The sequence below is a fragment of the Shinella sumterensis genome (assembly GCF_004514425.2).
GTDB lineage: Bacteria > Pseudomonadota > Alphaproteobacteria > Rhizobiales > Rhizobiaceae > Shinella > Shinella sumterensis.
Map to the genome: position 1 here is coordinate 223,491 of NZ_MYFN02000005.1, position 25,007 is coordinate 248,497.

The 25,007-nt window shown below is 65.1% G+C and carries 26 protein-coding genes; 9 read left to right on the plus strand and 17 right to left on the minus strand.

Features of this window, described 5'->3' with window-relative positions:
* Positions 1-13 precede the first annotated feature (13 nt).
* From tsaE to B5M41_RS12445, 8 genes are all read right to left on the minus strand, one after another.
* On the minus strand, positions 14-1,510 hold the full coding sequence (gene tsaE / locus B5M41_RS12410) for a tRNA (adenosine(37)-N6)-threonylcarbamoyltransferase complex ATPase subunit type 1 TsaE (RefSeq protein WP_134648599.1): 1,497 nt from the start codon (positions 1,508-1,510) through the stop codon (positions 14-16).
* A gap of 1 nt (position 1,511) precedes the next feature.
* A complete protein-coding gene (locus tag B5M41_RS12415) occupies positions 1,512-4,058 on the minus strand; it encodes a sensor histidine kinase (protein ID WP_370359679.1) in 2,547 nt (848 codons plus the stop codon).
* Between the two features lie 203 nt (positions 4,059-4,261).
* Entirely contained in the window at positions 4,262-5,662 is a 1,401-nt protein-coding gene (gene ahcY / locus B5M41_RS12420) for an adenosylhomocysteinase (protein WP_134648603.1), read from the minus strand.
* A 109-nt stretch (positions 5,663-5,771) separates the two neighbouring features.
* Positions 5,772-6,044 carry an HPr family phosphocarrier protein gene (locus B5M41_RS12425; protein WP_134648605.1) on the minus strand — a complete coding sequence of 91 codons (273 nt, stop codon included), beginning with the start codon at positions 6,042-6,044 and terminating at the stop codon, positions 5,772-5,774.
* 15 nt (positions 6,045-6,059) lie between these two features.
* Positions 6,060-6,461, minus strand: a complete 402-nt coding sequence (locus tag B5M41_RS12430; protein WP_134648607.1) for a PTS sugar transporter subunit IIA — start codon at positions 6,459-6,461, stop codon at positions 6,060-6,062.
* A 150-nt stretch (positions 6,462-6,611) separates the two neighbouring features.
* Positions 6,612-7,073: an HPr kinase/phosphorylase gene (locus B5M41_RS12435; RefSeq protein WP_134648609.1), complete on the minus strand. Its 462-nt coding sequence runs from the start codon at positions 7,071-7,073 to the stop codon at positions 6,612-6,614.
* Positions 7,070-8,815 (minus strand): sensor histidine kinase, encoded by a 1,746-nt coding sequence (locus B5M41_RS12440; RefSeq protein ID WP_134648638.1) that lies wholly within the window; start codon positions 8,813-8,815, stop codon positions 7,070-7,072. Before B5M41_RS12440 ends, B5M41_RS12435 begins: the two co-directional genes overlap by 4 nt.
* 132 nt (positions 8,816-8,947) lie before the next feature.
* Positions 8,948-9,679, minus strand: coding sequence for a response regulator transcription factor (locus B5M41_RS12445; protein WP_202402299.1), 732 nt, complete (start codon positions 9,677-9,679; stop codon positions 8,948-8,950).
* 314 nt (positions 9,680-9,993) lie between these two features.
* Here B5M41_RS12445 and B5M41_RS12450 point away from each other — a divergent pair, with 314 nt between their 5' ends.
* From B5M41_RS12450 to B5M41_RS12465, 4 genes are all read left to right on the plus strand, one after another.
* Positions 9,994-11,604 (plus strand): phosphoenolpyruvate carboxykinase, encoded by a 1,611-nt coding sequence (locus B5M41_RS12450; RefSeq protein ID WP_134648613.1) that lies wholly within the window; start codon positions 9,994-9,996, stop codon positions 11,602-11,604.
* Between the two features lie 117 nt (positions 11,605-11,721).
* Positions 11,722-12,156 (plus strand): alternative ribosome rescue aminoacyl-tRNA hydrolase ArfB, encoded by a 435-nt coding sequence (arfB, locus tag B5M41_RS12455; RefSeq protein ID WP_134648615.1) that lies wholly within the window; start codon positions 11,722-11,724, stop codon positions 12,154-12,156.
* 96 nt (positions 12,157-12,252) lie between these two features.
* Entirely contained in the window at positions 12,253-12,711 is a 459-nt protein-coding gene (gene lysM, locus B5M41_RS12460) for a peptidoglycan-binding protein LysM (protein WP_134648617.1), read from the plus strand.
* A gap of 1 nt (position 12,712) precedes the next feature.
* A complete protein-coding gene (locus B5M41_RS12465; protein ID WP_134648619.1) occupies positions 12,713-13,336 on the plus strand; it encodes an alpha-ketoglutarate-dependent dioxygenase AlkB family protein in 624 nt (207 codons plus the stop codon).
* Positions 13,337-13,353: 17 nt separating this feature from the next.
* On the opposite strand, the gene coaA is transcribed toward B5M41_RS12465, so the two are convergent.
* The 8 genes from coaA to B5M41_RS12505 form a co-directional block, all read right to left on the minus strand.
* Positions 13,354-14,349 carry a type I pantothenate kinase gene (gene coaA, locus B5M41_RS12470; RefSeq protein WP_134648621.1) on the minus strand — a complete coding sequence of 332 codons (996 nt, stop codon included), beginning with the start codon at positions 14,347-14,349 and terminating at the stop codon, positions 13,354-13,356.
* Positions 14,349-14,669: a phosphoribosyl-ATP diphosphatase gene (locus B5M41_RS12475; RefSeq protein ID WP_134648623.1), complete on the minus strand. Its 321-nt coding sequence runs from the start codon at positions 14,667-14,669 to the stop codon at positions 14,349-14,351. The genes coaA and B5M41_RS12475 overlap by 1 nt, the downstream gene beginning before the upstream one ends.
* 40 nt (positions 14,670-14,709) lie before the next feature.
* Complete coding sequence (gene hisF / locus B5M41_RS12480) at positions 14,710-15,486, minus strand: imidazole glycerol phosphate synthase subunit HisF (RefSeq protein WP_134648624.1); 777 nt, start codon at positions 15,484-15,486, stop codon at positions 14,710-14,712.
* Positions 15,487-15,592: 106 nt separating this feature from the next.
* Positions 15,593-16,336 carry a 1-(5-phosphoribosyl)-5-[(5-phosphoribosylamino)methylideneamino]imidazole-4-carboxamide isomerase gene (hisA, locus tag B5M41_RS12485; RefSeq protein WP_134648625.1) on the minus strand — a complete coding sequence of 248 codons (744 nt, stop codon included), beginning with the start codon at positions 16,334-16,336 and terminating at the stop codon, positions 15,593-15,595.
* A gap of 13 nt (positions 16,337-16,349) precedes the next feature.
* On the minus strand, positions 16,350-16,991 hold the full coding sequence (hisH, locus tag B5M41_RS12490) for an imidazole glycerol phosphate synthase subunit HisH (RefSeq protein WP_134648626.1): 642 nt from the start codon (positions 16,989-16,991) through the stop codon (positions 16,350-16,352).
* Between the two features lies 1 nt (position 16,992).
* Positions 16,993-17,463, minus strand: coding sequence for a DUF2628 domain-containing protein (locus B5M41_RS12495; RefSeq protein WP_134648627.1), 471 nt, complete (start codon positions 17,461-17,463; stop codon positions 16,993-16,995).
* A gap of 71 nt (positions 17,464-17,534) precedes the next feature.
* Positions 17,535-18,128 carry an imidazoleglycerol-phosphate dehydratase HisB gene (gene hisB, locus B5M41_RS12500; protein ID WP_134648628.1) on the minus strand — a complete coding sequence of 198 codons (594 nt, stop codon included), beginning with the start codon at positions 18,126-18,128 and terminating at the stop codon, positions 17,535-17,537.
* A 919-nt stretch (positions 18,129-19,047) separates the two neighbouring features.
* A complete protein-coding gene (locus B5M41_RS12505; RefSeq protein ID WP_134652720.1) occupies positions 19,048-19,341 on the minus strand; it encodes a hypothetical protein in 294 nt (97 codons plus the stop codon).
* Between the two features lie 58 nt (positions 19,342-19,399).
* Here B5M41_RS12505 and hslV point away from each other — a divergent pair, with 58 nt between their 5' ends.
* From hslV to B5M41_RS12530, 5 genes are all read left to right on the plus strand, one after another.
* Positions 19,400-19,960 (plus strand): ATP-dependent protease subunit HslV, encoded by a 561-nt coding sequence (hslV, locus tag B5M41_RS12510; protein ID WP_134652718.1) that lies wholly within the window; start codon positions 19,400-19,402, stop codon positions 19,958-19,960.
* Entirely contained in the window at positions 19,947-20,441 is a 495-nt protein-coding gene (locus tag B5M41_RS12515; protein WP_134652716.1) for a GNAT family N-acetyltransferase, read from the plus strand. Before hslV ends, B5M41_RS12515 begins: the two co-directional genes overlap by 14 nt.
* 9 nt (positions 20,442-20,450) lie before the next feature.
* On the plus strand, positions 20,451-21,755 hold the full coding sequence (hslU, locus tag B5M41_RS12520) for an ATP-dependent protease ATPase subunit HslU (RefSeq protein WP_134652714.1): 1,305 nt from the start codon (positions 20,451-20,453) through the stop codon (positions 21,753-21,755).
* 178 nt (positions 21,756-21,933) lie between these two features.
* Complete coding sequence (locus tag B5M41_RS12525; RefSeq protein WP_167719472.1) at positions 21,934-22,881, plus strand: DUF1402 family protein; 948 nt, start codon at positions 21,934-21,936, stop codon at positions 22,879-22,881.
* A 122-nt stretch (positions 22,882-23,003) separates the two neighbouring features.
* Entirely contained in the window at positions 23,004-24,410 is a 1,407-nt protein-coding gene (locus B5M41_RS12530; RefSeq protein ID WP_134652711.1) for a cytochrome P450, read from the plus strand.
* Here B5M41_RS12530 and B5M41_RS12535 read toward each other — a convergent pair.
* A complete protein-coding gene (locus B5M41_RS12535) occupies positions 24,355-24,906 on the minus strand; it encodes a hypothetical protein (RefSeq protein WP_134652709.1) in 552 nt (183 codons plus the stop codon). The genes B5M41_RS12530 and B5M41_RS12535 overlap by 56 nt on opposite strands.
* Between the last annotated feature and the right edge of the window lie 101 nt (positions 24,907-25,007).

Genomic DNA, 25,007 nt, shown 5'->3' on the forward strand with positions numbered 1-25,007 from the left:
CGCTATCCCGCGCTTATGATTCGGTCGCGAGGATTCCAGCCTTTTCGCACCAGTCGCGCAAGGGGGCGAGGTCGGGATGGGAAAGCGCGCGCGTGAGATTGCGGAAGGTGCGCGGCATGTGGCGCATATAGGCCGGCTTGCCGTCGCGCTGCATCAGCCGCACCCACAGGCCGATGAGCTTGCAGTTGCGCTGCGCGGCCATGACGTGCCAGTCGCGCAGGAAGCGCGCCCGGTCGAAGCCGCCCTCAGCCGCGCGCAGCGAAAGGTAGTGGTCGAGCACGCCCTGCGCGACCGCGTCGGGCATGTCGACGCGGGCATCCTGCACCAGCGAGGCGACGTCGTAGGCCGAAGGACCGATCATCGCGTCCTGGAAGTCGATGATGCCGACCCGGTCGGTGCCCGCGGCATCCGGCCGCCAGATGATGTTGGGCGAGTGGAAGTCGCGCAGCAGCAGATTGTGCTCCGCCGCGCCAAGGCTTTCGATCAGCCCGTCCCAGATGGCGATATAGTCGCGGCGCTCGGCGTCGCTTGCCGGCGTGCCGCGCGTGAAGGGAAGGTACCAGTCGGTGAGCAGGCTCACCTCGATCTGCATGGCGTCCCGGTCGAAATCCGGCACGCGGTGGATGATACCGTCGGTCACCGGCAGGTCGCGCTCGAAAGCCTGTCCGTGCAGATGCGCAAGGCAGGCGGCGCTTTCGCGGTAGCGCTCGGCGATCGGCGCGCCGCCGGCGTCGAGTATGCCGTCGCTGCCGAGGTCCTCGATCAGGAGAATGCCCTGCGCGATATCCATGGCATGGATTGCCGGCGCGCGCAGGCCGCGCGAAACGAGATAGCGGCCCACCGCGACGAACGGCTTCACGTCCTCGGCGATATGGGCGATCTGCTGGTAATACTTGCCCTGCGCGAGGATCGGCCCGGGCAGGTGCGCGGGCGAATCCATCAGCACGAAGCGGCTCGCGCCGGTATGGATATGTTCGTAGGCGCGCGTGGAGGCGTCGCCCGTCAGGTGGCGGCGCGTGGCGTTTCTGTAGCCGGCTTCGTCAAGAAAGGCGCGGATCGCGAGCGACCGGCGGATGCGGGCGAGCGCCGGTGCCGGGCCGTCGATGAAGACGCGCCGGCCATCGCCCTCATGCACGAAAGTCAGGCTTATGCCATCGGCGGGCAGCGCGCCGTCCGCCTTTTCCGGCCATTCCACCAGGCAGATGCCATCCGACAGCGCCTCGTCGAAGCCCAGTTCGTCGATCTCGGCGGCATCGGCGATGCGGTAGAGGTCGAAATGCGCGACGGGAATGCGCAGGTCATAGGTCTGGACGAGCGTGAAGGTCGGGCTCGGCACTTCGAGAAAAGCGTCATCGGCGATGGCGCGGATCAGGGCGCGGGAGAAGGTGGATTTTCCGGCACCCAGATCGCCCGATAGCGCGACATAGTCGCCGCGCTTCAGTGCCAGCGCCATGTCCTCGCCGAAGCGGATGGTTGCGGCTTCATCGGCAAGGACGATGTCGAGCGCCATGCTATTCCGCCGCTGCAAACGAGGTCATCGACGCGGAAGGAATGCGCACGGTGACCTTCGTGCCGCGGCCTTCCTGGCTGTCGATGGTGACGGTGCCGTGGTGCAGGCTGACGAAGCTCTCGACGATCGAGAGGCCAAGCCCCGGCCCGCCCTGGCGGCCATGGCTTTCGAAGCGGTTGAAGACGGTGGTCAGCACGTCCTGCGGAATGCCGGGGCCACGGTCGGTCACGGTGAGCACGAGGTCGGCCCCTTCGCGCCAGCAGCGCAGGCCGATGGCGCTGCCTTCCGGCGCGAAGTTGGCGGCATTGCTCAGGAGCTTGATGAGGATCTGCTTGAGGCGCTGCTGGTCGGCGACGATGGTGCCGAGATTGTCGGGCGCGGTGATCTCGAGCGTCACCTGCGCCTCGTGCAGCCGGTCGGCGAACTGCATGGACACGTCGTCGAGCAGGTCCGTCAGGTTGATCTCGGTATAGTCGAGTTCCATGATGCCGGCGTCGACGGTCGCAAGGTCGAGGATATCGTTGACGATCGTCAGCAGCACCGCGGACGAGGTGGCGATATGGTCGACATATTCGGCCTGCCGCTCGTTGAGCTCGCCCATGGTCGGCGTCTTCAGGAGGTCGGCGAAACCGATGATATTGGTCAGCGGCGAGCGCAGCTCGTAGGAAACGTGCTGGACGAAATCGTTCTTCAGCGCGTCCGCCTTGCGCAGCGCCTCGTTCTTCTCCGTAAGCGCCCGGCTGACCCGCACGCTGTCGGTGATGTTGACGAAGGTCAGCATCGTCTGCGCGTTGGAGAGCGGGATGACGGCGTAGTCGAGCACGAGGCCGGTGCGCAGTTCCAGCATGCCCTGCGAGGAGGGCCGTTCGTCGTCGAAGCTGGTGATCATCTGGCCGAAGCGCTTCCAGCCGTCCGGCTTGTCATAGGACGGCGCACAGGCCTGCTCGATGGCGCGGATATGCGTGCCCGACTTCGCCTCGGCCTCGCTGATGCCCCAGATGGCGCGGAAGGCCGGGTTGGACAGGCGGATGCGCCCGTCGGGGCTGAACACCGCGACACCCTCGGCCAGGTGGTCGATGGTCTCGTCCTGCACCAGCATCAGCGTGTTGTAGCGCGTCTCCAGGTCGACCTTCTCGGTCAGGTTCTCGAAGACCCAGGTGGCGCCGCCCTGCGGGCGGGCGGTGGCGAAGACGCGCAGCGTCTGGCCGTTCGGCAGGTGCCAGAGGTCGCTCTGGGTGTCGATGGCGCGGTAGACGGAAAGGGCTGTGTCCTTCCACTGCTTCCAGTTCAGCTGTTCGGGCAGCTTGCCGGCGGCGCGCAGCCGGTCGAGCAGTTCGCCGTTGCCGGGTTTGCTCTCCAGGAACGCCGTGTCGAACTCCCACATGCGCTGGAAGGCCTGGTTGTAGAATTGCAGGCGTTGCTCGCCGTCGAAGGTGGCGACGGGCGTGGCAAGGTGATCGAGCGTTTCGGCATGGCTTTTCAGCGTGCGCGTCAGTTCCTCGCGCACCGCCTCGACATCCGAGACGTCGATCGCGATGCCGGCCGAGCCATTGGGCGTGCGCGCATCCACCACGTCGAAGAAGCTGCGATTGCCGCGAACGACGGTCGAGACCTTGTCGCGGAACGGGGTGTCGTAGGTGCTAGTCGCCCGGATCTTTTCGCGCGCGACGGTCGGCAGAAGCTCGCGCGCCTCGCGCACCGCGGCGGCGGCGTCCTTCGCCTCGACGGCCTCCGCATAGGCCTCGTTCACCCAGGCGAGTGAGCCGTCGGGCGCACGCTGCCAGACGGGAAGATCGATCTGGTCGATGAGGCATTGCAACGTGCTCAGCGCAGCGACGAGCCGTTCGCGTTCGAGCTTCAGCTCGGCGGCTTCCGCGCGCAGATTGTTCAGCGCCACGAAGCGCACGAAGGCCTGCCCGCCGGAAACGCGGCCCTGTGCCTCCAGCACTTCGTCACGGCTCGTTTCGAGAATGAGGTCGAAGCTCTGCGCCTGCGTGCGCAGCCGCTCGACGGCACGCTCGATCTCGGCGGCGGAGGTGGGTTTCAGCCAGCGGCCGAAGGCCAGGAAATCGCGGTCGGCGACCGGCGCGCCGGTTTCCGGCGCCAGCTGGCCGAGGAATTCGGGCTTGCCCGACAGGCCGTCCCACATGACGATGCGGCGATCCTTGTCGCCGATCAGCGCCTGCAGGCGCGACACGTTGTGGCGGGCGTCGGAGAGATGGGCGCGCAGTTCGCGGTTTTCCGCTTCCATGCGGCCGCGCTGGCGGATCATCCAGATGGCGGAGAGCATGGCCGCGGACATCACGCCCAGCAGCATCGAGACGGTGACGATTTCCGTGGTGGCGAGATAGGGGCCGGCGGCATGCGCCGGTCCTGCGAATGCTGCAAGCGCCGATCCCGCCGCCAGCACGGATGCCAGGCGGCGCGCCACGGGGCGCATCAACCGTCCGTTAACCATAAATCCATTTTGCGGCGCAACCGAATGCGCCCTGTCCCGCTCCGGCATGCCAAAAGCCTGCCCGGAACGGCCTCGTTTCAGTTCCGACATCATCCCCGGTATGTCTCCGTCCGTTTGCCGCCTGATCGACAAGACATCCCAATCCGGCGCGAAGGGTCCGCATCTGCACGCCGAATCAACGCGTTAACGATACTTGTTTACCGAATCGTCGGGAAGGGACGGGCCTAAAAAAGAGGCGGCGCGCTCGTGTCAAGCGCGCCGCCCCTAGATGTTGTGGATAATCCGGGTAAGGATCAGTACCTGTAGTGTTCGGCCTTGAACGGGCCCTGCACCGTCACGCCGATATAGCCGGCCTGTTCATCGGAAAGCTCCGTCAGCTTCGCGCCGAGCTTGGCGAGGTGCAGACGTGCGACCTTCTCGTCGAGCTGCTTGGGCAGGACATAGACTTCGTTCTTGTAGGCGTCGGCCTTGGTGAAGAGCTCGATCTGCGCCAGCACCTGGTTGGAGAACGAGGCGGACATCACGAAGGACGGGTGGCCGGTGGCGTTGCCCAGGTTGAGCAGGCGTCCCTCGGAAAGCAGGATCATGCGGTTGCCCTTGGGGAACTCGACCATGTCGACCTGCGGCTTGATGTTGGTCCACTTGAAGTTCTTGAGCGCGGCGACCTGGATCTCGTTGTCGAAGTGGCCGATATTGCCGACGATCGCCATGTCTTTCATCTCGCGCATGTGCTCGACGCGGATGACGTCCTTGTTGCCGGTCGTGGTGATGAAGATGTCGGCGGAGGACACGACATCCTCGAGCTGCACGACTTCGAAACCGTCCATGGCGGCCTGCAGGGCGCAGATCGGGTCGATTTCCGTGACCTTGACGCGCGCGCCCGCGCCGCGCAGCGAGGCGGCCGAGCCCTTGCCCACGTCGCCGTAGCCGCACACCACGGCGACCTTGCCGGCCATCATGACGTCGGTGCCGCGGCGGATGCCGTCGACCAGCGATTCCTTGCAGCCGTACTTGTTGTCGAACTTCGACTTGGTGACCGAGTCGTTGACGTTGATCGCCGGGAAGGGAAGCAGGCCCTTCTGCTGCAGCTGGTAGAGACGGTTGACGCCGGTCGTCGTCTCCTCGGTCACGCCCTTGATGGCGTCGCGCTGCTTGGTGAACCAGCCCGGGGAGGCGGCAAGGCGCTTCTTGATCTGGGCGAAGAGGATCTCTTCTTCTTCCGAGCCCGGATTGGACAGCACGTTCTCGCCGGCTTCGGCGCGGGCGCCGAGCAGGATGTACATGGTGGCGTCGCCGCCGTCGTCCAGGATCATGTTGGAGAGGCCGCCATCGGTCCACTGGAAGATCTTGTCGGTATATTCCCAGTATTCCGTCAGCGTCTCGCCCTTCACGGCATAGACCGGGATGCCGGCGGCGGCGATGGCCGCGGCGGCGTGGTCCTGCGTGGAGAAGATGTTGCACGAGGCCCAGCGCACGTCCGCACCCAGCGCCACCAGCGTCTCGATGAGAACGGCGGTCTGGATGGTCATGTGCAGCGAGCCGGTGATGCGCGCGCCCTTGAGCGGCTTGGATGCGCCGAACTCTTCGCGGCAGGCCATCAGGCCCGGCATTTCCGTCTCGGCGATCTCGATTTCCTTGCGGCCGAAATCGGCAAGCGCGATGTCGGCGACGTGGTAGTCATGCGTGGTGGTCATGAAATACTCCAGCCTTCTGGCTCTGGTTGATGGCGCTTCCTATCAGGAAATGCCGGCTGGAGCAACCAAGACATAAAGAAGTCTTTATGTCCTTATGTCTGATGGAGGATTATATCTCCTCGCCGAACCTGTCGGCGATCAGTGCGTCGAGCGCGTCGAGAACCTCCTGGGCCTGCGCGCCGGTGGCGGTGACATGCACGCTGCATCCGGGGCTGGCCGCGAGCATCATCAGGCCCATGATGGAGGTGCCGCCCACGGTCATGCCGTCCTTGGAGACGGTGACCTCCGCGTCATAGCCGTCGACCGTCTGGACGAATTTCGCCGAGGCGCGGGCGTGCAGGCCGCGCTTGTTGATGATGAGGAGCTCTTTCGAGACGGTCATGGAGGGCGGGAGACCTTATTTGCCGCTGAGGACGCGGCTGGCGACGTTGATGTATTTCCGGCCGGCTTCCGATGCGTCGATCAGCGCCTTCTCCATGTTGTTCTCGCCGCGGATGCCGGCAAGCTTGATCAGCATCGGCAGGTTGACGCCGGCGATCACCTCGATGCCGTCGCCGTTCATCACGGAGATGGCGAGGTTGGACGGGGTGCCGCCGAACATGTCGGTGAGGATGATGACGCCGTTGCCCTGATCGGCCTCCTGGACCGCCCGCAGGATATCCTGGCGACGCTGGTCCATGTCGTCCTCGGGGCCGATACAGACGGTCTCGATCGCCTTCTGCGGTCCGACAACGTGTTCAAGGGCGTGCCGGAATTCCTCCGCCAGCTTGCCATGGGTGACAAGCACCAGTCCGATCATCAGCAGTCGCTCCCGTTTCCCAATTCGAACGGACGGCGGAATATCGCAATGCAACAATTCCGTCCACCATTGGGGTGGCCATCATGTCAATGAAAAGTCCGAAGGCAAGCCTAAAATGGCCGTTTTTCCCTTTTCGGGCGGCTTTCGCGATCAAGTCCCGATAATTTCCGGGTGAATTGCGGCGAGCAGCGAAAAGGCGGTGCAACCGGCGGCAAGCGGCAGCCGCGTCAGCGGCAGGGCGTGGCCGGGCAGCACCTCCACGGTTTCGCCTTCCGGGGCCAGCCGCTCGGCAAACGGTGGTGCGATCGGCCGGATGGCACGGTGCAGCACGGCCGCCTCGATGGTCCCGGCGGAGACGATGCCCGCGCCGCGCAGTTCGGCAAGACCGGCGATGGAAACGGGAGCCCGGGCGATGAGCCTGCCGCCTTCGACGCTCACCAGGATCTGGTCGTCGCTGACGAGCGCGGAAAACAGCCCGCGCGCCCGCGCCTCCGTCATGCAATGCAGCGCGGCCATGCTCTTGCCCGCGCCGGAGGGACCGGTGAAGAGAAGCCCCGTCGTGCCGATCACGATGGCCGTTCCATGCACATTGACAGGGGCAGGGGCCGTCATTTCTGCTTGTCGGCGGGCAGCGACAGGGTGAAGCGCGCGCCGGCGATCTCCCCCGTCGCCTTGTCGATGATGTTGTCCGCCTTCAGCGTGCCGCCATGCGCCTCGGCGATCTGCCGCGAGATGGAGAGGCCGAGGCCGGAATTCTGCCCGAAGGCCTCGCCGGCCGGCCGGTCGGTGTAGAAGCGCTCGAAGATGCGGTCGATGTTTTCTGCCTGGATGCCGGGCCCGTTGTCCTCGATCTGCACGAGGCAGCGGTCGCCGCGCCCGCGCGACAGCCGCACCACGATGCGCCCGCCCGGATCGGGCACGAAGGAGCGGGCGTTCTCGATGAGATTGGTGACGATCTGGCCGATGCGCAGTTCGTAGCCGCTGACCTCGAACCGGGCCTTCGGATTGTCCTTGCGGTCGACGACGAAATCCAGCGTCACCGGCTTCTTGCGCGTGTTGATCTGCCGCGAGACGTCGATGAGGTCGCCCAGCAGCTTTTCCAGATCAACCGTGCGGGCATCGCTGCGCGCCAGCTCGGCGTCGAGGCGCGAGGCGTCGGAAATGTCGCTGATCAGCCGGTCGAGGCGGCGCACGTCGTGCTGGATGACATCCAGCAACCGCTTTTTCGATTCGTCCGTGCGCGCCAGAGGCAGGGTCTCGACGGCGCTGCGCAGCGAGGTCAGCGGGTTCTTCAGCTCATGGCTCACATCGGCGGCGAAACTTTCGATCGCGTCGATGCGGTCATAGAGCGCCGTGGTCATCTGTCTGAGCGCGATGGACAGGTTGCCGATCTCGTCCTGGCGGACGGAGAAATCGGGGATCTCCTCGCGCTCCTTCGCGCCGCCGCGCCGCACGCGGATCGCCGCGGCCGAAAGGCGGCGCAGCGGGTTGGCGATGGTGCTGGAGAGCAGCAGCGACAGCGCGATGTTGACGAGACCCGCAACACCCGCCACGCGCATGATGGCGAGACGCTCGGCATGCACGATCTTGTCGATGTCGCCGGCCTGCGTGGAGAGCAGAAGCACGCCCAGCACCGCGCGGAAGCGCTGCACCGGCACCGCGACCGAGACGATGACCTCGCCCTTGTCGTTGACCCGCTCGACGGCGCCGCGCACGCCCGTCAGCGCGTTCATCACTTCAGGGTAGATCGAGCCGTCGCCGCCCGGCGCTTCCTTGTAGAGCGGCAGCCTGCTGGGCTGCAGCATGCGGTTGAACCAGATGTTCAGGCGCTCGAAGACGCCGGCATTCTCCTGCTCGACGGGCGGCAGGTCGAAGCGCAGCACCTGGCCCTGCGTGTAGAGATGGCGCGAATCGAGCAGCAGGTTGGCGTCGGTGTCGTAGATGCGGGCGCGGGTGCGCGTCGGCGAGATGAGCCGCCGCAGCACGGGCGCCACGCGTTCGGGATTGATCGGGAACTCCAGGTCCTCGTCGTTCGGCAGCGGCGTGATGCTCTGGCCGGCCTGGAGTTCGAGCAGCTTTTCCGGGTCGATGGTGATCGAGTTGGTGTCGACCGAGGCGGAGGCGGAAATCGCACCGGCGATGATTTCGCCCTGCGTCAGCAGGCTTTCGACGCGCGCATCGATCAGCCCCTCGCGGAACTGGTTGAGATAGAGGATGCCCGCCACCAGCACGACGAGCGCGACGAGATTGAAGAACAGGATGCGGCGCGTGAGGCTGGAAAAGACGGCATTGCCGAAGATACGGCGCGCCAGCGTGAAGGGATGGGTCCAGCGGCGGCGCAACGAACGCGGCATCTGCCGGCCTTCGGCGTCCTCACCAGCCCTTTCCTGCACCTCCTGCAACACGCGCATCCGTCCTTTCGAGCCATTCCGCAGCCGACCGCGGCATGCCATTGCCGCCGCGGTTCATGCAAGCGAAATCGCGCCTTACGCTGCCTCGCGGAAGCGGTAGCCGACGCCGTAGAGCGTCTCGATCATGTCGAAATCGGTGTCGACCATCTTGAACTTCTTGCGAAGCCGCTTGATGTGGCTGTCGATGGTGCGGTCGTCGACATAGACCTGTTCGTCATAGGCGGCGTCCATCAGCGAATCGCGGCTCTTCACCACGCCGGGGCGCTGGGCGAGCGAATGCAGGATGAGGAACTCCGTAACGGTGAGCGTCACCGGCTCGCCCTTCCAGGTGCAGGTGTGGCGCTCCTGGTCCATGACCAGCTGGCCGCGCTCCAGCGAGCGGGCGGCGATCTCGCCGGCCTTGGCGGCGTTGCCGCCGGCGCCGGCCGATGCGGCGGCCTCGCGGTTGGAGGAGCGGCGCAGGATCGCCTTGACGCGCTCGACCAGCAGGCGCTGGGAGAACGGCTTGGTGATGAAGTCGTCCGCGCCCATCTTGAGGCCGAACAGTTCGTCGATCTCCTCGTCCTTGGAGGTGAGGAAGATCACCGGGATGTCGGACTTCTGGCGCAGGCGGCGCAGAAGCTCCATGCCGTCCATGCGGGGCATCTTGATGTCGAAGATTGCAAGCTGCGGCGGGCGGGCGAGAAGGCCGTCGAGCGCGGAGGCGCCGTCCGTATAGGTCTCAACCTTGTATCCTTCCGCCTCAAGCGCGATCGACACGGATGTCAGAATATTCCGGTCATCGTCGACGAGTGCGATCGTTTGCATCCTGCTGGTCTCCATAGTCATGAGCGCCTTTCCCGACCTCGGATCGAGTTCCTGTCCTGGTAAGTGATGCGCCTCTGTGGGGATAAAGGTGGAACAAATTGTGGCAAAGATAAAGGGTGACGTTCCGCCGCGGTTTTTCGAATCATTTTTAAATCGATTATTCAAACGATTAAAAAAGTAGTACAAAGATTTAAATCGATTAATTGTTTGATATCATTGCCTAATTTCGATCAGGCGCTTGCCTTTGTGACAGTTGCATATTAGGTTCCGCCCAGATTGACCTTGCGTCTTCGTCCACGGAGGAAAGCTGGACCATGCAGGAACTTGGCGTTCGCAACCCCGCGCAGGGGCTTACCGCGATAGGTATCCATACAAACGGCACGGTGCGGTACAACTTTGCAGCCGAGGCGCTCTATGAAGAAGCGCTCGGCCGCGGCGAGGCGGTCAAGACCGCCCATGGCGCGCTTCGCGCGCTGACCGGCCAGCACACCGGCCGCTCGCCGAAGGACAAGTTCGTCGTGCGCGACGAAAACACCGAAAGCGCCATCTGGTGGGATAACAACAAGGCCGTGTCGCGCGCGCATTTCGATGCGCTTCACGCCGACATGCTCGCCCATGCCGCCGAACGCGATCTCTTCGTGCAGGACCTGATCGGCGGTGCCGATGCCGATTACGCGCTGCCGACCCGCGTCGTCACCGAACTCGCCTGGCATTCGCTGTTCATCCGCAATCTGCTCATCCGCCCGCAAGAGGCGGATCTTGCGACATTCGCGCCGAAGCTCACCATCATCGACCTGCCGACCTTCAAGGCCGATCCGGCCCGCCACGGTGCGCGCACCGAAACCATGATCGCCTGCGACCTGACGCGCGGCATCGTGCTGATCGCCGGCACCTATTATGCCGGCGAGATGAAGAAGTCGGTCTTCACGGTGCTCAACTGGCTGCTGCCGAGCGAAAAGGTCATGCCGATGCACTGCTCGGCCAATGTCGGCCCCGATGGCGACGCCGCCGTCTTCTTCGGCCTGTCGGGCACCGGCAAGACCACGCTTTCGGCCGATCCGAACCGCACGCTCATCGGCGATGACGAGCACGGCTGGGGCGAGAACGGCATCTTCAACTTCGAAGGCGGCTGCTACGCCAAGACCATTCGCCTGTCGGCCGAGGCCGAGCCGGAAATCCACGCGACGACGCAGCGTTTCGGCACCGTCCTGGAGAACGTCGTGCTCGACGCCAACGGCGTGCCCGACTTCAACGATGGCTCGCTGACGGAAAACACGCGTTGCGCCTATCCGCTGCACTTCATTCCGAATGCCAGCGACACCGGCCGTGCGCCGCATCCGAAGACGATCATCATGCTGACGGCCGATGCCTTCGGCGTCATGCCGCCGATCGCCCGTCTGACGCCGGACCAGGCCATGTACCACTTCCTGTCCGGCTACACCGCCAAGGTCGCCGGCACGGAGCGCGGCGTGACCGAGCCGGAAGCCACCTTCTCGACCTGCTTCGGCGCGCCCTTCATGCCGCGCCACCCCACGGTCTATGGCAACCTGCTCAAGGAACTGATCGCCGAGCACGGCGTCGATTGCTGGCTGGTCAACACCGGCTGGACCGGCGGTGCCTACGGCGAAGGCCGTCGCATGCCGATCAAGGCGACCCGCACCCTGCTCGCTGCCGCCCTCGATGGCTCGCTGAAGGATGCGCTCTTCCGCCGCGACGACAATTTCGGCTTCCAGGTGCCCGTCTCGGTGCCGGGCGTCGACACGAAGATCCTCGATCCGCGCTCGACCTGGTCGAATGGCGCCGCCTACGACAAGCAGGCCCAGAAGCTCGTCGACATGTTCGTTGCGAACTTCGAGAAGTTCGAGGATCAGGTCGACGGCAGCGTGCGCGACGCCGCTCCCGGCCTCAAGGTTGCAGCAGAATAAGCCTGTTGCAGACGGTGATTCACGTGAAACCCGGCCCGCAAGGCCGGGTTTTTCGTTGCCGCAAATGGCTTCCCGTTTCCTGGTCGCGCCGTTACAACGGCGTGGAAAGGAACTCTCATGGCCAGCGAACCCCTCCATATCAGCAACACGATCACCATTGCCGGCTGGGAACTGACCGAGCAGTTCGTGCTGGCGGGCGGTCCGGGCGGACAGAATGTCAACAAGGTCTCGACGGCGGTCCAGCTGTTTTACGATCTGCGCAACTCGCCCGCGCTCAATGAGCGGGTGAAGGCCAATGCGTTGAAGCTCGCCGGCCGCCGGGTGTCCAAGGACGGCGTGCTGATGATCGAGGCCAGCCGCTTCCGCAGCCAGGAGCGCAACCGCGAGGATGCACGCGAACGGCTGAAGGAACTGATCCTCAAGGCCGCTGAACCGCCACCGCCGCCGCGTCGCAAGACGAAGCCGACGAAGGGCTCGGTCGAGCGCCGCCTCAAGGCGAAATCCGGCCGTTCCGACGTCAAGCGCATGCGCGCCCGGCCGGATGGCGAATGACGGCCGCAACTTGGCCGTTTATCGGTTTGAAGAAAACAATTCCTTCCCTTTACCGGAAGGGTCTGCTTAATTCGGCTGAGAACGGGAGGTAAACACATGGGTCTCTTCAGCTTTATCAAGAACGCGGGCAAGAAGCTGGGCATCGGCGGCGGCGACGATGCACCGGATGCCGAAGCGGTGAAGAAGGAACTGGAATCGCACGGCCTCGGCACCGACGCGGTGCAGGTCGAGGTTGTCGACGACAAGGTCGTCCTGAAGGGCAGCGTCGCGGACCAGGCCGTCTTCGAGAAAGCCATCGTCGCCGTCGGCAACACGCTGGGCGTCTCCAAGGTCGATACGGAAGGCCTTGCCGTTGCGTCCGCGCCCGCCAGGGAGCCGGTCTTCTACACGGTCAAGAAGGGCGACAACCTCTGGAAGATCGCCGAAGCCCAGTACGGCAAGGGCAAGGGCGCCAAGCACACCGTGATCTTCGACGCCAACCGGCCGATGCTGTCCCATCCGGACAAGATCTATCCCGGCCAGGTTCTGCGCATCCCGGACCTGTCGGAGACCTGATGTGACGGAGACGGGGCACGACCTCGCACCGGGGTTGCGCTATGTCCCTGACTATTTCGATCGCGCGGCGCAGGAAGCCCTCGTGGCCGCCATCCGCGCGGTCGTTGCCGATGCACCGCTTTACGTGCCGCGCATGCCGAAGACCGGCAAGGCGATGTCCGTGCGCATGACCAATTGCGGCGCGCTCGGCTGGGTGACGGACAAGGACAACGGCTACCGCTACCAGCCCACCCACCCGGAAACGGGCCGCCCCTGGCCGGCCATCCCGCAAACGCTTCTGGCCCTGTGGGAAGCGGTTTCCGGCTTCGCAAAGCCGCCGGAAGCCTGCCTCGTCAATTTCTATGACCCGGAGGCGAAGATGGGCCTGCATCAGGACCGCGACGAGACGGATCTTGCCGCACCCGTCGTCTCCGTCTCGCTCGGCGACCAGTGCCTGTTCCGCGTCGGCGGCACGTCGCGCAGCGATCCGACGCGCTCGTTCCGGCTGTCGAGCGGCGACGTCTTCGTGTTCGGGGGCGAAAGCCGGCTCATCTTCCATGGCGTCGACCGGATCTATCCCGGCACGTCCACGCTCCTGAGAAATCCCGGGCGCATCAACCTGACGCTGCGACGCGTCAATCCTTGAACGGTCCCCGACTCCGGCTAAAGCTTGCGCAGCGCCACCGTCTCGATGAGGTGGTTCTCGCCCTTCTGAAGGATGAGGTCGGCGCGCGGGCGCGTCGGCAGGATGTTCTGGTGCAGGTTCTTCAGGTTGATGTTGTGCCAGAGCCCTTCGGCGATGGCGAGCGCATCCGCCTCGCTGATCCGCGCATAGCGGTGGAAGTAGGAATCCGGGTTCTGGAAGGCGGTGTCGCGCAGCCGCATGAAGCGCTCGACATACCAGCTGTGGATCAGGCTTTCCTCGGCGTCGATATAGATCGAGAAGTCGAAGAAGTCCGATACCATCGGCACGATCTTGCCGTCGGCCGGCAGGTTGCGCGATTGCAGGACATTGATGCCCTCGAAGATCAGGATATCCGGCCGGTCGACGGCACGGAAGGCGTTCGGCAGCACGTCATAGGTGAGGTGCGAATACATCGGCGCCGGCACGTTCGGCTTGCCGGCCTTGATCGCCGACAGGAAGCGCAGCAGCGCGCCGGTATCGTAGCTCTCGGGGAAACCCTTGCGCTCCATCAGGTTCTCGCGCTGGAGCACGGCGTTCGGATAGAGGAAACCGTCCGTCGTGACGAGATCGACCTTCGGGCTGGACGGCCAGCGCGACAGCAGTTCCTTCAGGATACGCGCCGTGGTCGATTTGCCGACCGCCACCGAGCCGGCAATGCCGATGACGAACGGCGTCTTGGCCTCGTTCGACAGCGCCAGGAACCGCTTGCGCTGTTCGAACAGCATCTGCGAGGATTCGACATGGGCCGACAGGAGGCGCGACAGCGAGAGATAGATGCGCCGGACCTCGTCGAGATCGATCGGGTCGTTCAGCGAGCGCAGGCGCTGGACCTCGTCGGCCGTCAGCGTCAGCGGCGTATCGGCACGGAAATGCGCCCATTCCTCGGCGGGGAAGAATCGATAGGGCGAATAGTTCCGGTTGCCGAAATCATCCGGAATATCCGGCTGGTCCTTGTCGCGCGCTGCCTGGATCATCAATTCTTCCGGCTGGCCTTTTCCGCTAGGCCGGACTGGCCTGTGCGCCTCTCCAGCTCCCCCAGCACATCTTGTAACGGCACCCCGCCGATTTTCAAGACGACCATCAGATGATAGAGCAGATCGGCCGCCTCGCTGGTCAGCGCGGCCTTGTCGCCTTCGATGGCCGCAATCACGGTCTCGACGGCTTCTTCGCCCAGTTTCTTTGCCGCCTTCGGCTGCCCGGCCGCCACGAGCTTGGCCGTCCAGCTTTCCGAGGGATCGGCAGCCGCGCGGGCAGCCACGATCGCTTCGAGATCGGCCAGGGTAAACGTGCTCATCGGGGCCTCCTGTTCATTGCTTGGCATGTGCCGCTGCCCGTCAGTCCAGCCGCATGGCGATGCCGTGCTCGGCCATGTAGCGCTTGGCTTCGCCCACCGTATAGGTGCCGAAGTGGAAGATGGATGCGGCGAGCACGGCCGTCGCATGGCCGTCGCGCACGCCCTCGACGAGATGATCCAGCGTGCCGACGCCGCCCGATGCGATGACCGGCACGGAAACGCGGTCGGCAATGGTGCGGGTCAGCGCGATGTCATAGCCGCCCTTCTGGCCGTCACGGTCCATGGAGGTCAAAAGCAGTTCGCCCGCGCCGCGCTCCACCATCTTTTCCGCAAAGGCGACGGCGTCGATGCCGGTCGGCTTGCGGCCGCCATGGGTGAAGATCTCCCAGCGGTCTTCCTCGCCCTCGGCCGAGACCTTCTTGGAATCGATCGAGACGACGATGCACTGGTTGCCGAACTTGTCGGCGGCCTCGGCGACGAAATCCGGATTGGAGACGGCGGCCGAGTTGATCGAGACCTTGTCGGCGCCGGCCAGCAGCAGCTTGCGGATATCGGCGACCGTGCGCACGCCGCCGCCGACGGTGAGCGGCATGAAGCAATGGTCGGCGGTGCGCGCCACGACGTCGAAGATCGTGTCGCGGTTGTCCGAGGACGCCGTGATGTCGAGGAAGCACAGCTCGTCCGCGCCGGCGGCATCATAGACCTTGGCCGATTCGACGGGATCGCCGGCATCGACCAGATTGAGGAAGCTGACGCCCTTCACGACGCGGCCGTCCTTCACGTCCAGGCAGGGAATAACGCGGGCCTTGAGGGTCAAAGGACGGCCTCCATCTTTTCGTTTTGCGCGTCCTCGCCGCTCCGCGGCTGCGGGCGTCGCGGGCTGTCCTTCACGTCCAGGCAGGGAATAACGCGGGCCTTGAGGGTCATGCGGCTTCTCCCCGTGCTGCGCGGATCGTTGCCAGCGCTTCGGCGGGATCGATGCGGCCGTCGTAGAGCGCGCGGCCGGAGATCGCGCCTTCCAGCTTGCGGGCGTCGGAGGCGACGAGGCGGTGGATGTCGTCCATCGAGGCGAGGCCGCCCGAGGCGATGACGGGGATGGACACGGCGTCGGCCAGTTCCAGCGTGGAGGCCCAGTTGATGCCGGTCAGGATGCCGTCGCGGTCGATGTCGGTGTAGATGATCGCGGCAACGCCGGCGCCCTCGAACTTCTTCGCAAGCTCGATGACGCCGAGCTCGGAGGCTTCCGCCCAGCCCTCGACGGCCACCTTGCCGCCCTTGGCGTCGATGCCGACGGCGACCTTGCCGGGAAATGCCTTGCAGGCCGCGATGACGAGTGCTGGATCGCGCACGGCCACGGTGCCGAGGATGACGCGGGAGAGCCCGCGCGCCAGCCAGCTTTCGATATGGTCGAGCGTGCGGATGCCGCCGCCGAGCTGCACGGGGTTCTTCGTCGCCTTCAGGATGGCGTCGACGGCAGCACCGTTGACGCTCGTCCCCGCGAAGGCGCCGTTGAGGTCGACCACATGCAGCCATTCGAAGCCCTGGTCCTCGAAGGCCTTGGCCTGTGCGGCCGGGTCGGGATTGTAGACGGTGGCCTGCTCCATGTCGCCGAGTTTCAGGCGAACGCACTGGCCGTCCTTCAGGTCGATGGCGGGAAAGAGGATCATGGCGTTTTCCAGTTCAGGGCTTCCAGCGGAGGAAATTGGAGATGAGGGCGAGGCCGAGCGCCTGGCTCTTTTCCGGGTGGAACTGCGCGCCGGCCTTGTTGTCCCTGGCGACGAAGGCGGTCATCGGACCGCCGTAGTCGACGGTCGCGACGACGTCGTCGGGGTTTTCGGCGGCGAGGTGGTAGGAGTGCACGAAATAGGCGTGCAGCGTTTCCGGGATGCCGGAAAACAGCGGATGCGCGCGTTTGCGGTCCAGCGTGTTCCAGCCGATCTGCGGGATCTTGAGGTCGGGCTCGCTCGGCGTCATCAGCACCACGTCGCCCTTGATCCAGCCGAGGCCTTGCGTCGTGGTCTTTTCCAGGCCGCGCGACGACATGAGCTGCATGCCCACGCAGATGCCGAGGAAGGGGCGGGCCTTGGCCTCCACCGCCTCGCGCAACGCCTCCACCATGCCGGGCACGGCGTCGAGGCCGCGGCGGCAATCGGCATAGGCGCCCACGCCGGGCAGCACGATGCGGTCGGCGGATGCCACGCGGTCGGCCTTGTCCGTGAGGTCGATCTCGGCGTCGATCCCGGCTTCGCGGGCGGCACGCTCGAAGGCCTTGGTGGCCGAGCGCAGGTTGCCCGAACCGTAATCGATGATGGCTACGCGCATTCTATCGTCCTTCCTTGAAACCGACGAGGCCGAGCATGGGAGCATGCGGGCGCGTCGCGGTTCCGGAGGCCGGCAGGGACACGCCGTCGCGCGCCTCCGTCTCGCCGGCCGGGGTTTCCATGTCGTAGATGTCTTCCGCCGTCGCGCGGTCCTCGGCCGAGATCACGGCATCGATCGTCCAGCCCTTTCGCTCGAGGCCCGCGACGACCATCGAGGGGCCTTCGAGCGCCACGAGCAGGCCGGTGGCAAGGCAGACGCCCAGCCCGGCAAGCCCGAAGACTGGGTGATCCGAGATGGCCGAGCCGAGCATTTGCACGGCGAAGGCGAGGGCGGCCGCAAGCCAGGCGCGATGCCAGGCGAGCCAGAGGAACGGCAGGAAGAAGGCGACCCAGGAGAAGCGGTCGCGCACGAACCGGGCCTTTTCATCGCCGCTCAGGGCACCCGGTGGTATCAGAACGAGGAATGTGGCCATGACGGCCTCCGGCTTTTGTTAGCTTTGCAATTCCGGACGCAAACCGCTTCACGCTTTTGCTGGAATTGCTTTCAGGCCAGCGAACCCTTCGTCGAGGGAACGCGGCCCGCCTGGCGGGGATCGATCTCGGTCGCCGTGCGCAGCACGCGCGCGACGGCCTTGAAGCACGTCTCCGAGATATGATGGTTGTTTGCGCCGTAGATGTTCTGGATATGCAGCGTGATGCCGGCGTGCTGGGCAAGCGCGTTGAAGAATTCGCGCACCAGCTCGGTGTCGAAGGTGCCGATCTTGGGCGCCGAGAAATCGACGTTCCAGACGAGGAAGGGGCGGCCGGAGACATCGACGGCGGCGCGCGTCATGGTCTCGTCCATGGCAAGGTCGAGCGAGGCATAGCGCGTGATGCCGCGACGGTCGCCGAGCGCCTTCGCGATGGCCTGGCCGATGGCGATGCCGGTGTCCTCGACGGTGTGGTGATCGTCGACATGCAGGTCGCCCTCGGTCTTGATCTCCATGTCGATGAGCGAATGGCGCGACAGCTGGTCGAGCATATGATCGAAGAAACCGACGCCCGTCGAAATGGTCGACGTGCCGGTGCCGTCGATATCGACGGTGACCGATACGGAGGTCTCGTTCGTCTTGCGCGAAACGCTGGCGGTGCGGCTCATTGCAGTCTCCGGTAAAGTATTGGCGCTCCTTAACAGGGCTCTTCATAAAACGCCAGTCTTTCGAGGGTTTCCGGCGCATGCGGCGATGATCCCGCGCGCAGACGCCGCCGGGATGATCAGCATTCGGCAATCCGGAGAACCGCGCGAAAGCGTCGCCTCTGGAAAGGGTGTGTGGTGGCTTCGCTTTCGCGCGGCCCAGGCGTTCTTCGGAGGCGGTCTTGTCCTCCTTCAGGCATGGCAGGGCTTCGCTGCGCATTCTGGCTGGCCCATGCGCCTTGTCCGGAAACCGCGTTCCGCACTTTCCGGGGGCATGGGCTGCTATCCTGCCTGCATGGCGGACCCAAACCGTCCCCGCGACCCGGGGACGGGGGAAGCCCCGCACGGCGAAGGGCGTCACCCCTTCGTCGCTCCAAACCTCTCTCGCCCCGCCGCACGTTACGGCAGACAACGAAAGCGCCTCCTCCCGCCCGCATCGACACGTTACGCGATCCGTCCGGCGGCGGAAGGACGTTCAGGATAGGCGATGAGCGGAAGACGGGGATGATTTGCGCGTGAAAAGGGCGATGGGGACTGGAATGATTGGGTTTTTTCGGTGACGGCGTCCCCGTGTTTCACGGGTGGTTGCGGTCGTCATTATATCAACCGCCACCACACCTGCCGTTGTCACACCGACAGCCGCCGCACGCGCCAGGCCACACCCACCGACGTCATCCTCGGGCTTGACCCGAGGATGACGGAGGAGAGGGCGGTAGCGCAGCAGAGGCGTAGCGTGGAAGACATGGCGTGGCAGGGTAACGTCGCGCGGCAGGGGACGTACGGCGCCGTGGAGACGTAGCGCGGAGGGGCGCGCGGGCGCGCCGTGTCGTCTCGGGCGATGAATGCAGGAGAGGGGGCACCGGCGAAGCGGCGCCCCTTGGCGTCATTTCTTCTTGGTTGCGCTTTCGCTGTTCTTGACCTGCGCGCCAAGGGTCGGGGCGGCTTTTGCGGCCACCTTGTCCTTCTTGGGTTTGCGGACTTCCTTGTTGCTGCGGACCTGACCCTTGGCCATCGTCATTACCCTCACATTGGATGGGAAACCATAACCCGCATATTCCAGAGACAAAGCAAGGCTTATTTTGGACGAAGCCAGCCTCTCCCGCGCTTTCCATGGGCCGGGCGCGCGATGACGGCGCGCGGCCTTTGCAATCGCCGAACCGCTGCTTACATAGGGCACAACGAAGCCGCCTCGCCGGCGGTATCCCTGCCCGGTCCTCGGGCCTCAGAGGTCTGATATGAGTGAACACGATCCCTATGCTTCCATGCACGCCACGACGATCATCACCGTCCGCAAGGACGGCAAGGTGGTCATGGCGGGCGATGGCCAGGTAAGCCTTGGCCAGACCGTCATGAAAGGCAATGCGCGCAAGGTGCGCCGCCTTGCCAAGGGCGATGTCATCGCCGGTTTTGCCGGCGCGACCGCCGATGCCTTCACCCTGCTCGAGCGGCTCGAGGCCAAGCTGGAGCAATATCCCGACCAGCTGATGCGCGCCGCCGTCGAGCTCGCCAAGGACTGGCGCACCGACCGTTACCTGCGCCGTCTCGAAGCGATGATGCTGGTGGCCGACAAGTCCGTCACGCTGGCGCTGACCGGCAATGGCGACGTGCTGGAGCCGGAACACGGCACCATGGCGATCGGGTCGGGCGGCAACTATGCCTATGCCGCCGCCCGCGCGCTGATGGACACCGACAAGTCGGCCGAGGAGATCGCCCGCAAGGCCATGCAGATCGCAGGCGACATCTGCGTCTACACCAACCACAACGTCGTGGTGGAGACGCTGGATGCCGACCGCTGAGGCATACGCTTTCCGGCCTGTGACGGCCGCCGACCTGCCGATGCTGGAACGCTGGCTCGCCGCGCCGCATGTCCGGCGCTGGTGGGGCGATCCGGCTGAGGAGGTTGCGGGTATCGCCGCGGATTTCGACGAACCTGCAATGGCGTCCTTCATCGTCTCCCACGACGGAAAGCCCTTCGCCTATCTGCAGAGCTACAGGATCGACCCGTCGGACCTGTCCTTCGGCGACCGGCCGGACCGCACGCTCGGCATAGACCAGTTCATCGGCCCTGCCGACATGGTCGGCCTCGGCCACGGGCCGGCCATGATCGATGCCTTCGTGGAAAAGGTCTTCGCCGAGGGCGTGGAGCGGGTGGTGCTCGATCCGCATCCCGAGAATGCGCATGCCATCCGGGCCTATGAGAAGGCCGGATTCCATGCTTTCGATCAACGCATGACAAAGGACGGCCCGGCGCTGATCTTGGCCCGGGACCGTTGCTAGAGGAAACCCATGACCAATTTTTCCCCCCGCGAGATCGTTTCCGAGCTCGACCGTTTCATCATCGGCCAGCATGACGCCAAGCGCGCCGTGGCCATCGCACTGAGGAACCGCTGGCGCCGCCACCAGCTGGCGCCGGACCTGCGCGACGAGGTCATGCCGAAGAACATCCTGATGATCGGCCCGACCGGCGTCGGCAAGACGGAGATTTCCCGCCGTCTCGCCAAGCTCGCCGGTGCGCCCTTCGTCAAGGTCGAGGCCACCAAGTTCACCGAGGTCGGCTATGTCGGCCGCGATGTCGAGCAGATCGTGCGCGACCTCGTCGAGGTCGGCATCGGCCTGGTGCGCGAGAAGAAGCGCGCCGAGGTGACGGCGAAAGCCCATGCCAATGCCGAGGAACGCGTGCTCGACGCGCTGGTCGGCGCCACCGCCTCGCCCGCGACCCGGGACAGTTTCCGCAAGAAGCTGCGCGCCAACGAGCTCGACGACAAGGACATCGAGGTCGACGTGGCCGATACCGGCACGCCCGGCGGCTTCGAGATCCCCGGCATGCCGGGCGCCAATATCGGCGTGCTGAACCTGTCGGAAATGTTCGGCAAGGCAATGGGCGGCCGCACCAAGAAGGTCAAGACGACGGTCAAGGACAGTTACAAGATCCTGATCGACGACGAGTCCGACAAGCTGCTCGACAACGAGCAGATCCAGCGCGAGGCCATCCGCTCGGCCGAGAACGACGGCATCGTCTTCATCGACGAGATCGACAAGATCGCCGCGCGCGACGGCGGCATGGGCGCGGGCGTTTCCCGCGAGGGCGTGCAGCGCGACCTGCTGCCGCTCGTGGAAGGCACGACGGTCGCCACGAAATACGGGCCGGTGAAGACGGACCATATCCTCTTCATCGCCTCGGGCGCCTTCCATGTCTCCAAGCCCTCTGACCTCCTGCCGGAGCTTCAGGGCCGCCTGCCGATCCGCGTCGAGCTGAAGGCGCTGTCGCGCGAGGACTTCCGCCGCATCCTGACGGAGACGGAAGCGAGCCTCATCCGCCAGTACAAGGCGCTGATGGGCACGGAGGATGTCGACCTCGAATTCACCGAGGACGGCATCGACGCGCTGGCCGATGTCGCCGTGCAGCTGAATTCGAGCGTCGAGAATATCGGCGCGCGCCGCCTCCAGACGGTGATGGAGCGGGTGCTCGACGAGATCTCCTTCGAGGCGCCGGACAAGGGCGGCAACCGCCTCGTCATCGATGCCGACTATGTGAAGACGCATGTCGGCGCGCTGGCGGCCAACACGGATCTGTCGCGCTACATCCTGTGACGTTTCGGCACCGGTGGTTGTCTTAGCAACTGCCGGTGTCGCGCTTTTGGGCACGCGCCCCCTCGACAGAACCGCACACGCGGCCTAGGCCATTGCCGCGTCCGGCATGATGACGACACGATTGTCCTGCATCCCGTCCATGCCATCTAGAACGATTGACCAGACAGGAACCGGAACCGTGCGACAGCTCTTCCCCGTGCTTGCCCTTGCAGCCGCCCTCTTCGTGCAGAGCCAGACCACGGCGCTGGCGATCGACGTGGTGCCCGCCGGCAACCGCAACGCGGAGCAGCCCGCTATTCCGGGCGCCTCCATCCGCCGCACGAAGGGCAACAAGAGCTCGTTCGAGGCGAAATACCAGAAGGTGCGCGACCTTCTGGCAGGCGACCGGCAGCTGACGGGCAAGATCAAGGCGGCGGCCGGTAAATACGGCATCGACCCCATCCATATCGTCGGCGCCATCGTCGGCGAGCACACCTACAATGTCGACGCCTACGACCGCCTGCAGAGCTATTACGTCAAGGCGGCCTCCTATACCGGCAATTTCCGCTTCGCCTATGAAGGCGAGGCGATCGACGACTTCCTGAAGCGTCCGCAGTTTAGCGAATGCGAGGGCAAGAAGGGTTCCTACGCGCTGTGGACCTGCCGCGAGAACGTCTGGAACCGCTCCTTCAGCGGCAAGACGGTCGGCGGCACGTCCTTCCCGAAGAACCGTTTCAGCGCGGTGTTCTTCCAGCCCTTCTATGCCGGCCAGACCTTCGGCCTCGGCCAGATCAACCCGCTGACGGCGCTGACGCTGACCGACGACGTGGCGCGTTTCTCCGGCTATAAGCCGCTCGACGAGAACGATGCGGCCGGCGTCTACCAGGCGATCATGGACCCGGACATCTCGCTGGCCTACATGGCCGCGGCCATCCGCCGCTCGATCGACGCCTACAAGAAGATCGCCGGCGTGGACATTTCCAGGAATCCCGGCCTGACGGCGACGCTCTACAATATCGGTACGCCCGATGCGCGCGCCGCGGCCTTCGCCGCGCGCCGCGCCGCCGGCGAGGCGACCTGGCCGGAAGAGAACTATTACGGCTGGCTGGTCAACGACAAGCTGGACGACCTGCGCAGCCTGCTCTAGCGGCTTTTCCTCGAATTCGGCGTCGATCGGGCGCCGGTTCACGCGGCCTTGACCGGCCGCCGCCTTCCTCTCGGCCCAGTTGCGCCCCATATTGACGGCGAGCCGAAGGAAGGAAGCCGACCATGGACATGCGTCCCGAGCCGTTCGAACCGCCCGCGCCGATCCCGCGCACGGTGCCGCCGTCGAAACTCGAGATCATCCGCACCGTCTTCCGCAATCCGCTGGAGCTGTGGGGCGAGCCCTCCTACACGCTGCCCTGGATCATGACGAGCTTCGTCGGCGAGAAGACGCTGATCGTCAACGATCCCGGCCTGATCAAATACCTGCTCGTCGACAACGCCGCCAATTACAAGATGTCCGTGGTGCGCCAGCTTGTGTTGCGGCCGATCCTGCGCGACGGGCTGCTGACGGCCGAGGGTCCCGTCTGGCGCCGCTCGCGCAAGGCCGTCGCGCCCATCTTCACGCCGCGCCACGCCAAGGGCTTTGCCACGCAGATGCTCAGACAGTCCGAGCTCTATGTGCAGAAATACGAGGGCGCTGACGGCACGGTCTTCGATATCGGCAACGACATGACGGAGCTTGCCTTTTCCATCCTGTCGGACACGCTGTTTTCCGGCGAGATCGTCACCGCCTCCACGAATTTCGCCGATGACGTGGACGATCTCCTGCATTCCATGGGCCGCGTCGACCCGATGGATCTTTTGCGCGCGCCGACCTGGGTGCCGCGCGTCACGCGCATCGGCGGGCAGCGGGTGCTCGGCAAGTTCCGCAAGATCGTGCGCGACACCATGGAGCTTCGCCTCAAGCGCATGGCGGAAGGCGGCGACGCGCCGAGCGACTTCCTCACGCTGCTGCTGCGCGCCGCCGGGCCGGACGGGCTGACCATGGAGGAGGTGGAGGACAATATCCTGACCTTCATCGGCGCGGGCCACGAGACGACGGCCCGGGCGCTCGCCTGGACGCTCTACTGCGTCGCCAATTCCCCGCATGTGCGCGAGGCGATGGAAGAGGAGATCGACCGCGTGGTGGAAAGCGGGGCGGATCCGGTCGACTGGCTCGACCGCATGCCCTGGACGCGCGCGGCCTTCGAGGAGGCGATGCGGCTTTATCCGCCCGCACCCTCCATCAACCGCGAGGCCATCGCCGACGACAGCTGGACGAGCCCGGACGGCGAGGTGGTGGAGATACCCCGCAACGTGACGATCCTCGTCATGCCCTGGACGCTGCACCGCCACGAACGGCTGTGGCAGAAGCCGCGCGCCTTCATGCCCGAGCGCTTCCTGCCCGAGAACCGCGACCAGATCCACCGTTTCCAGTACCTGCCCTTCGGTGCCGGCCCGCGCATCTGCATCGGCGCGACCTTTGCCATGCAGGAGGCGATCATCGCGCTCGGCGTGCTGATGCACCGTTTCCGCTTCGACATGACGGAGGACACCAGGCCCTGGCCGGTGCAGCGCCTGACGACGCAGCCGGCTAACGGACTGGCGTTGAAGGTGCGGGCTCGTCCCCGCGGGCCTTCGCCTTCTTGATCGTCTTGATCGCGGCGCAGGTGGCTTCCGGGTTCTTGCACGGCTGGTAGACGACGATCTCGCTGCCGCTGCCGTCGTCCCAGACGGCCTGCACGGCGATGGTCTGCGCCTCGCCGGGCTTCAGCTTGATGTAGATCCAGTTCTGGCTGTCGTCCGAGGGCAGGTTGAAAGGCAGCTCCGGATCGCACGTCGCCATCGGGAAGGTCTGGTCGAGCGCATCGGAATTGATGGAGTAGCGCACTTCCTTGAGCCGGCAATGCATGCTCTGCAACGCCGTGAAATAGATGAGCTGCTGGCCGGCATATTCGCGGAACTGCACCCAGCCCGTGCGCTTGTTGGCATCCAGCATCGCCTTGTAGATCGAGACATCGGGGATCTGGGCCTGATACTCCGCCCCGTCGTCCTCCTGGGCGGCAGCGGGCAGGCCTGCGGTGAGCAGGGCCGTCCCGACAAGGAGGGCTTTCAGCAGGCGGTTTCCATGACGCGGATCAAACACTCTGGGTCTCCTCGATGCTTCACAGGCATGTCGCCGGCGGGATGGTGACAACGGCGCCGGACATGCCATAACACCATTCCAGGCCGGCTTTGAACAGGGAC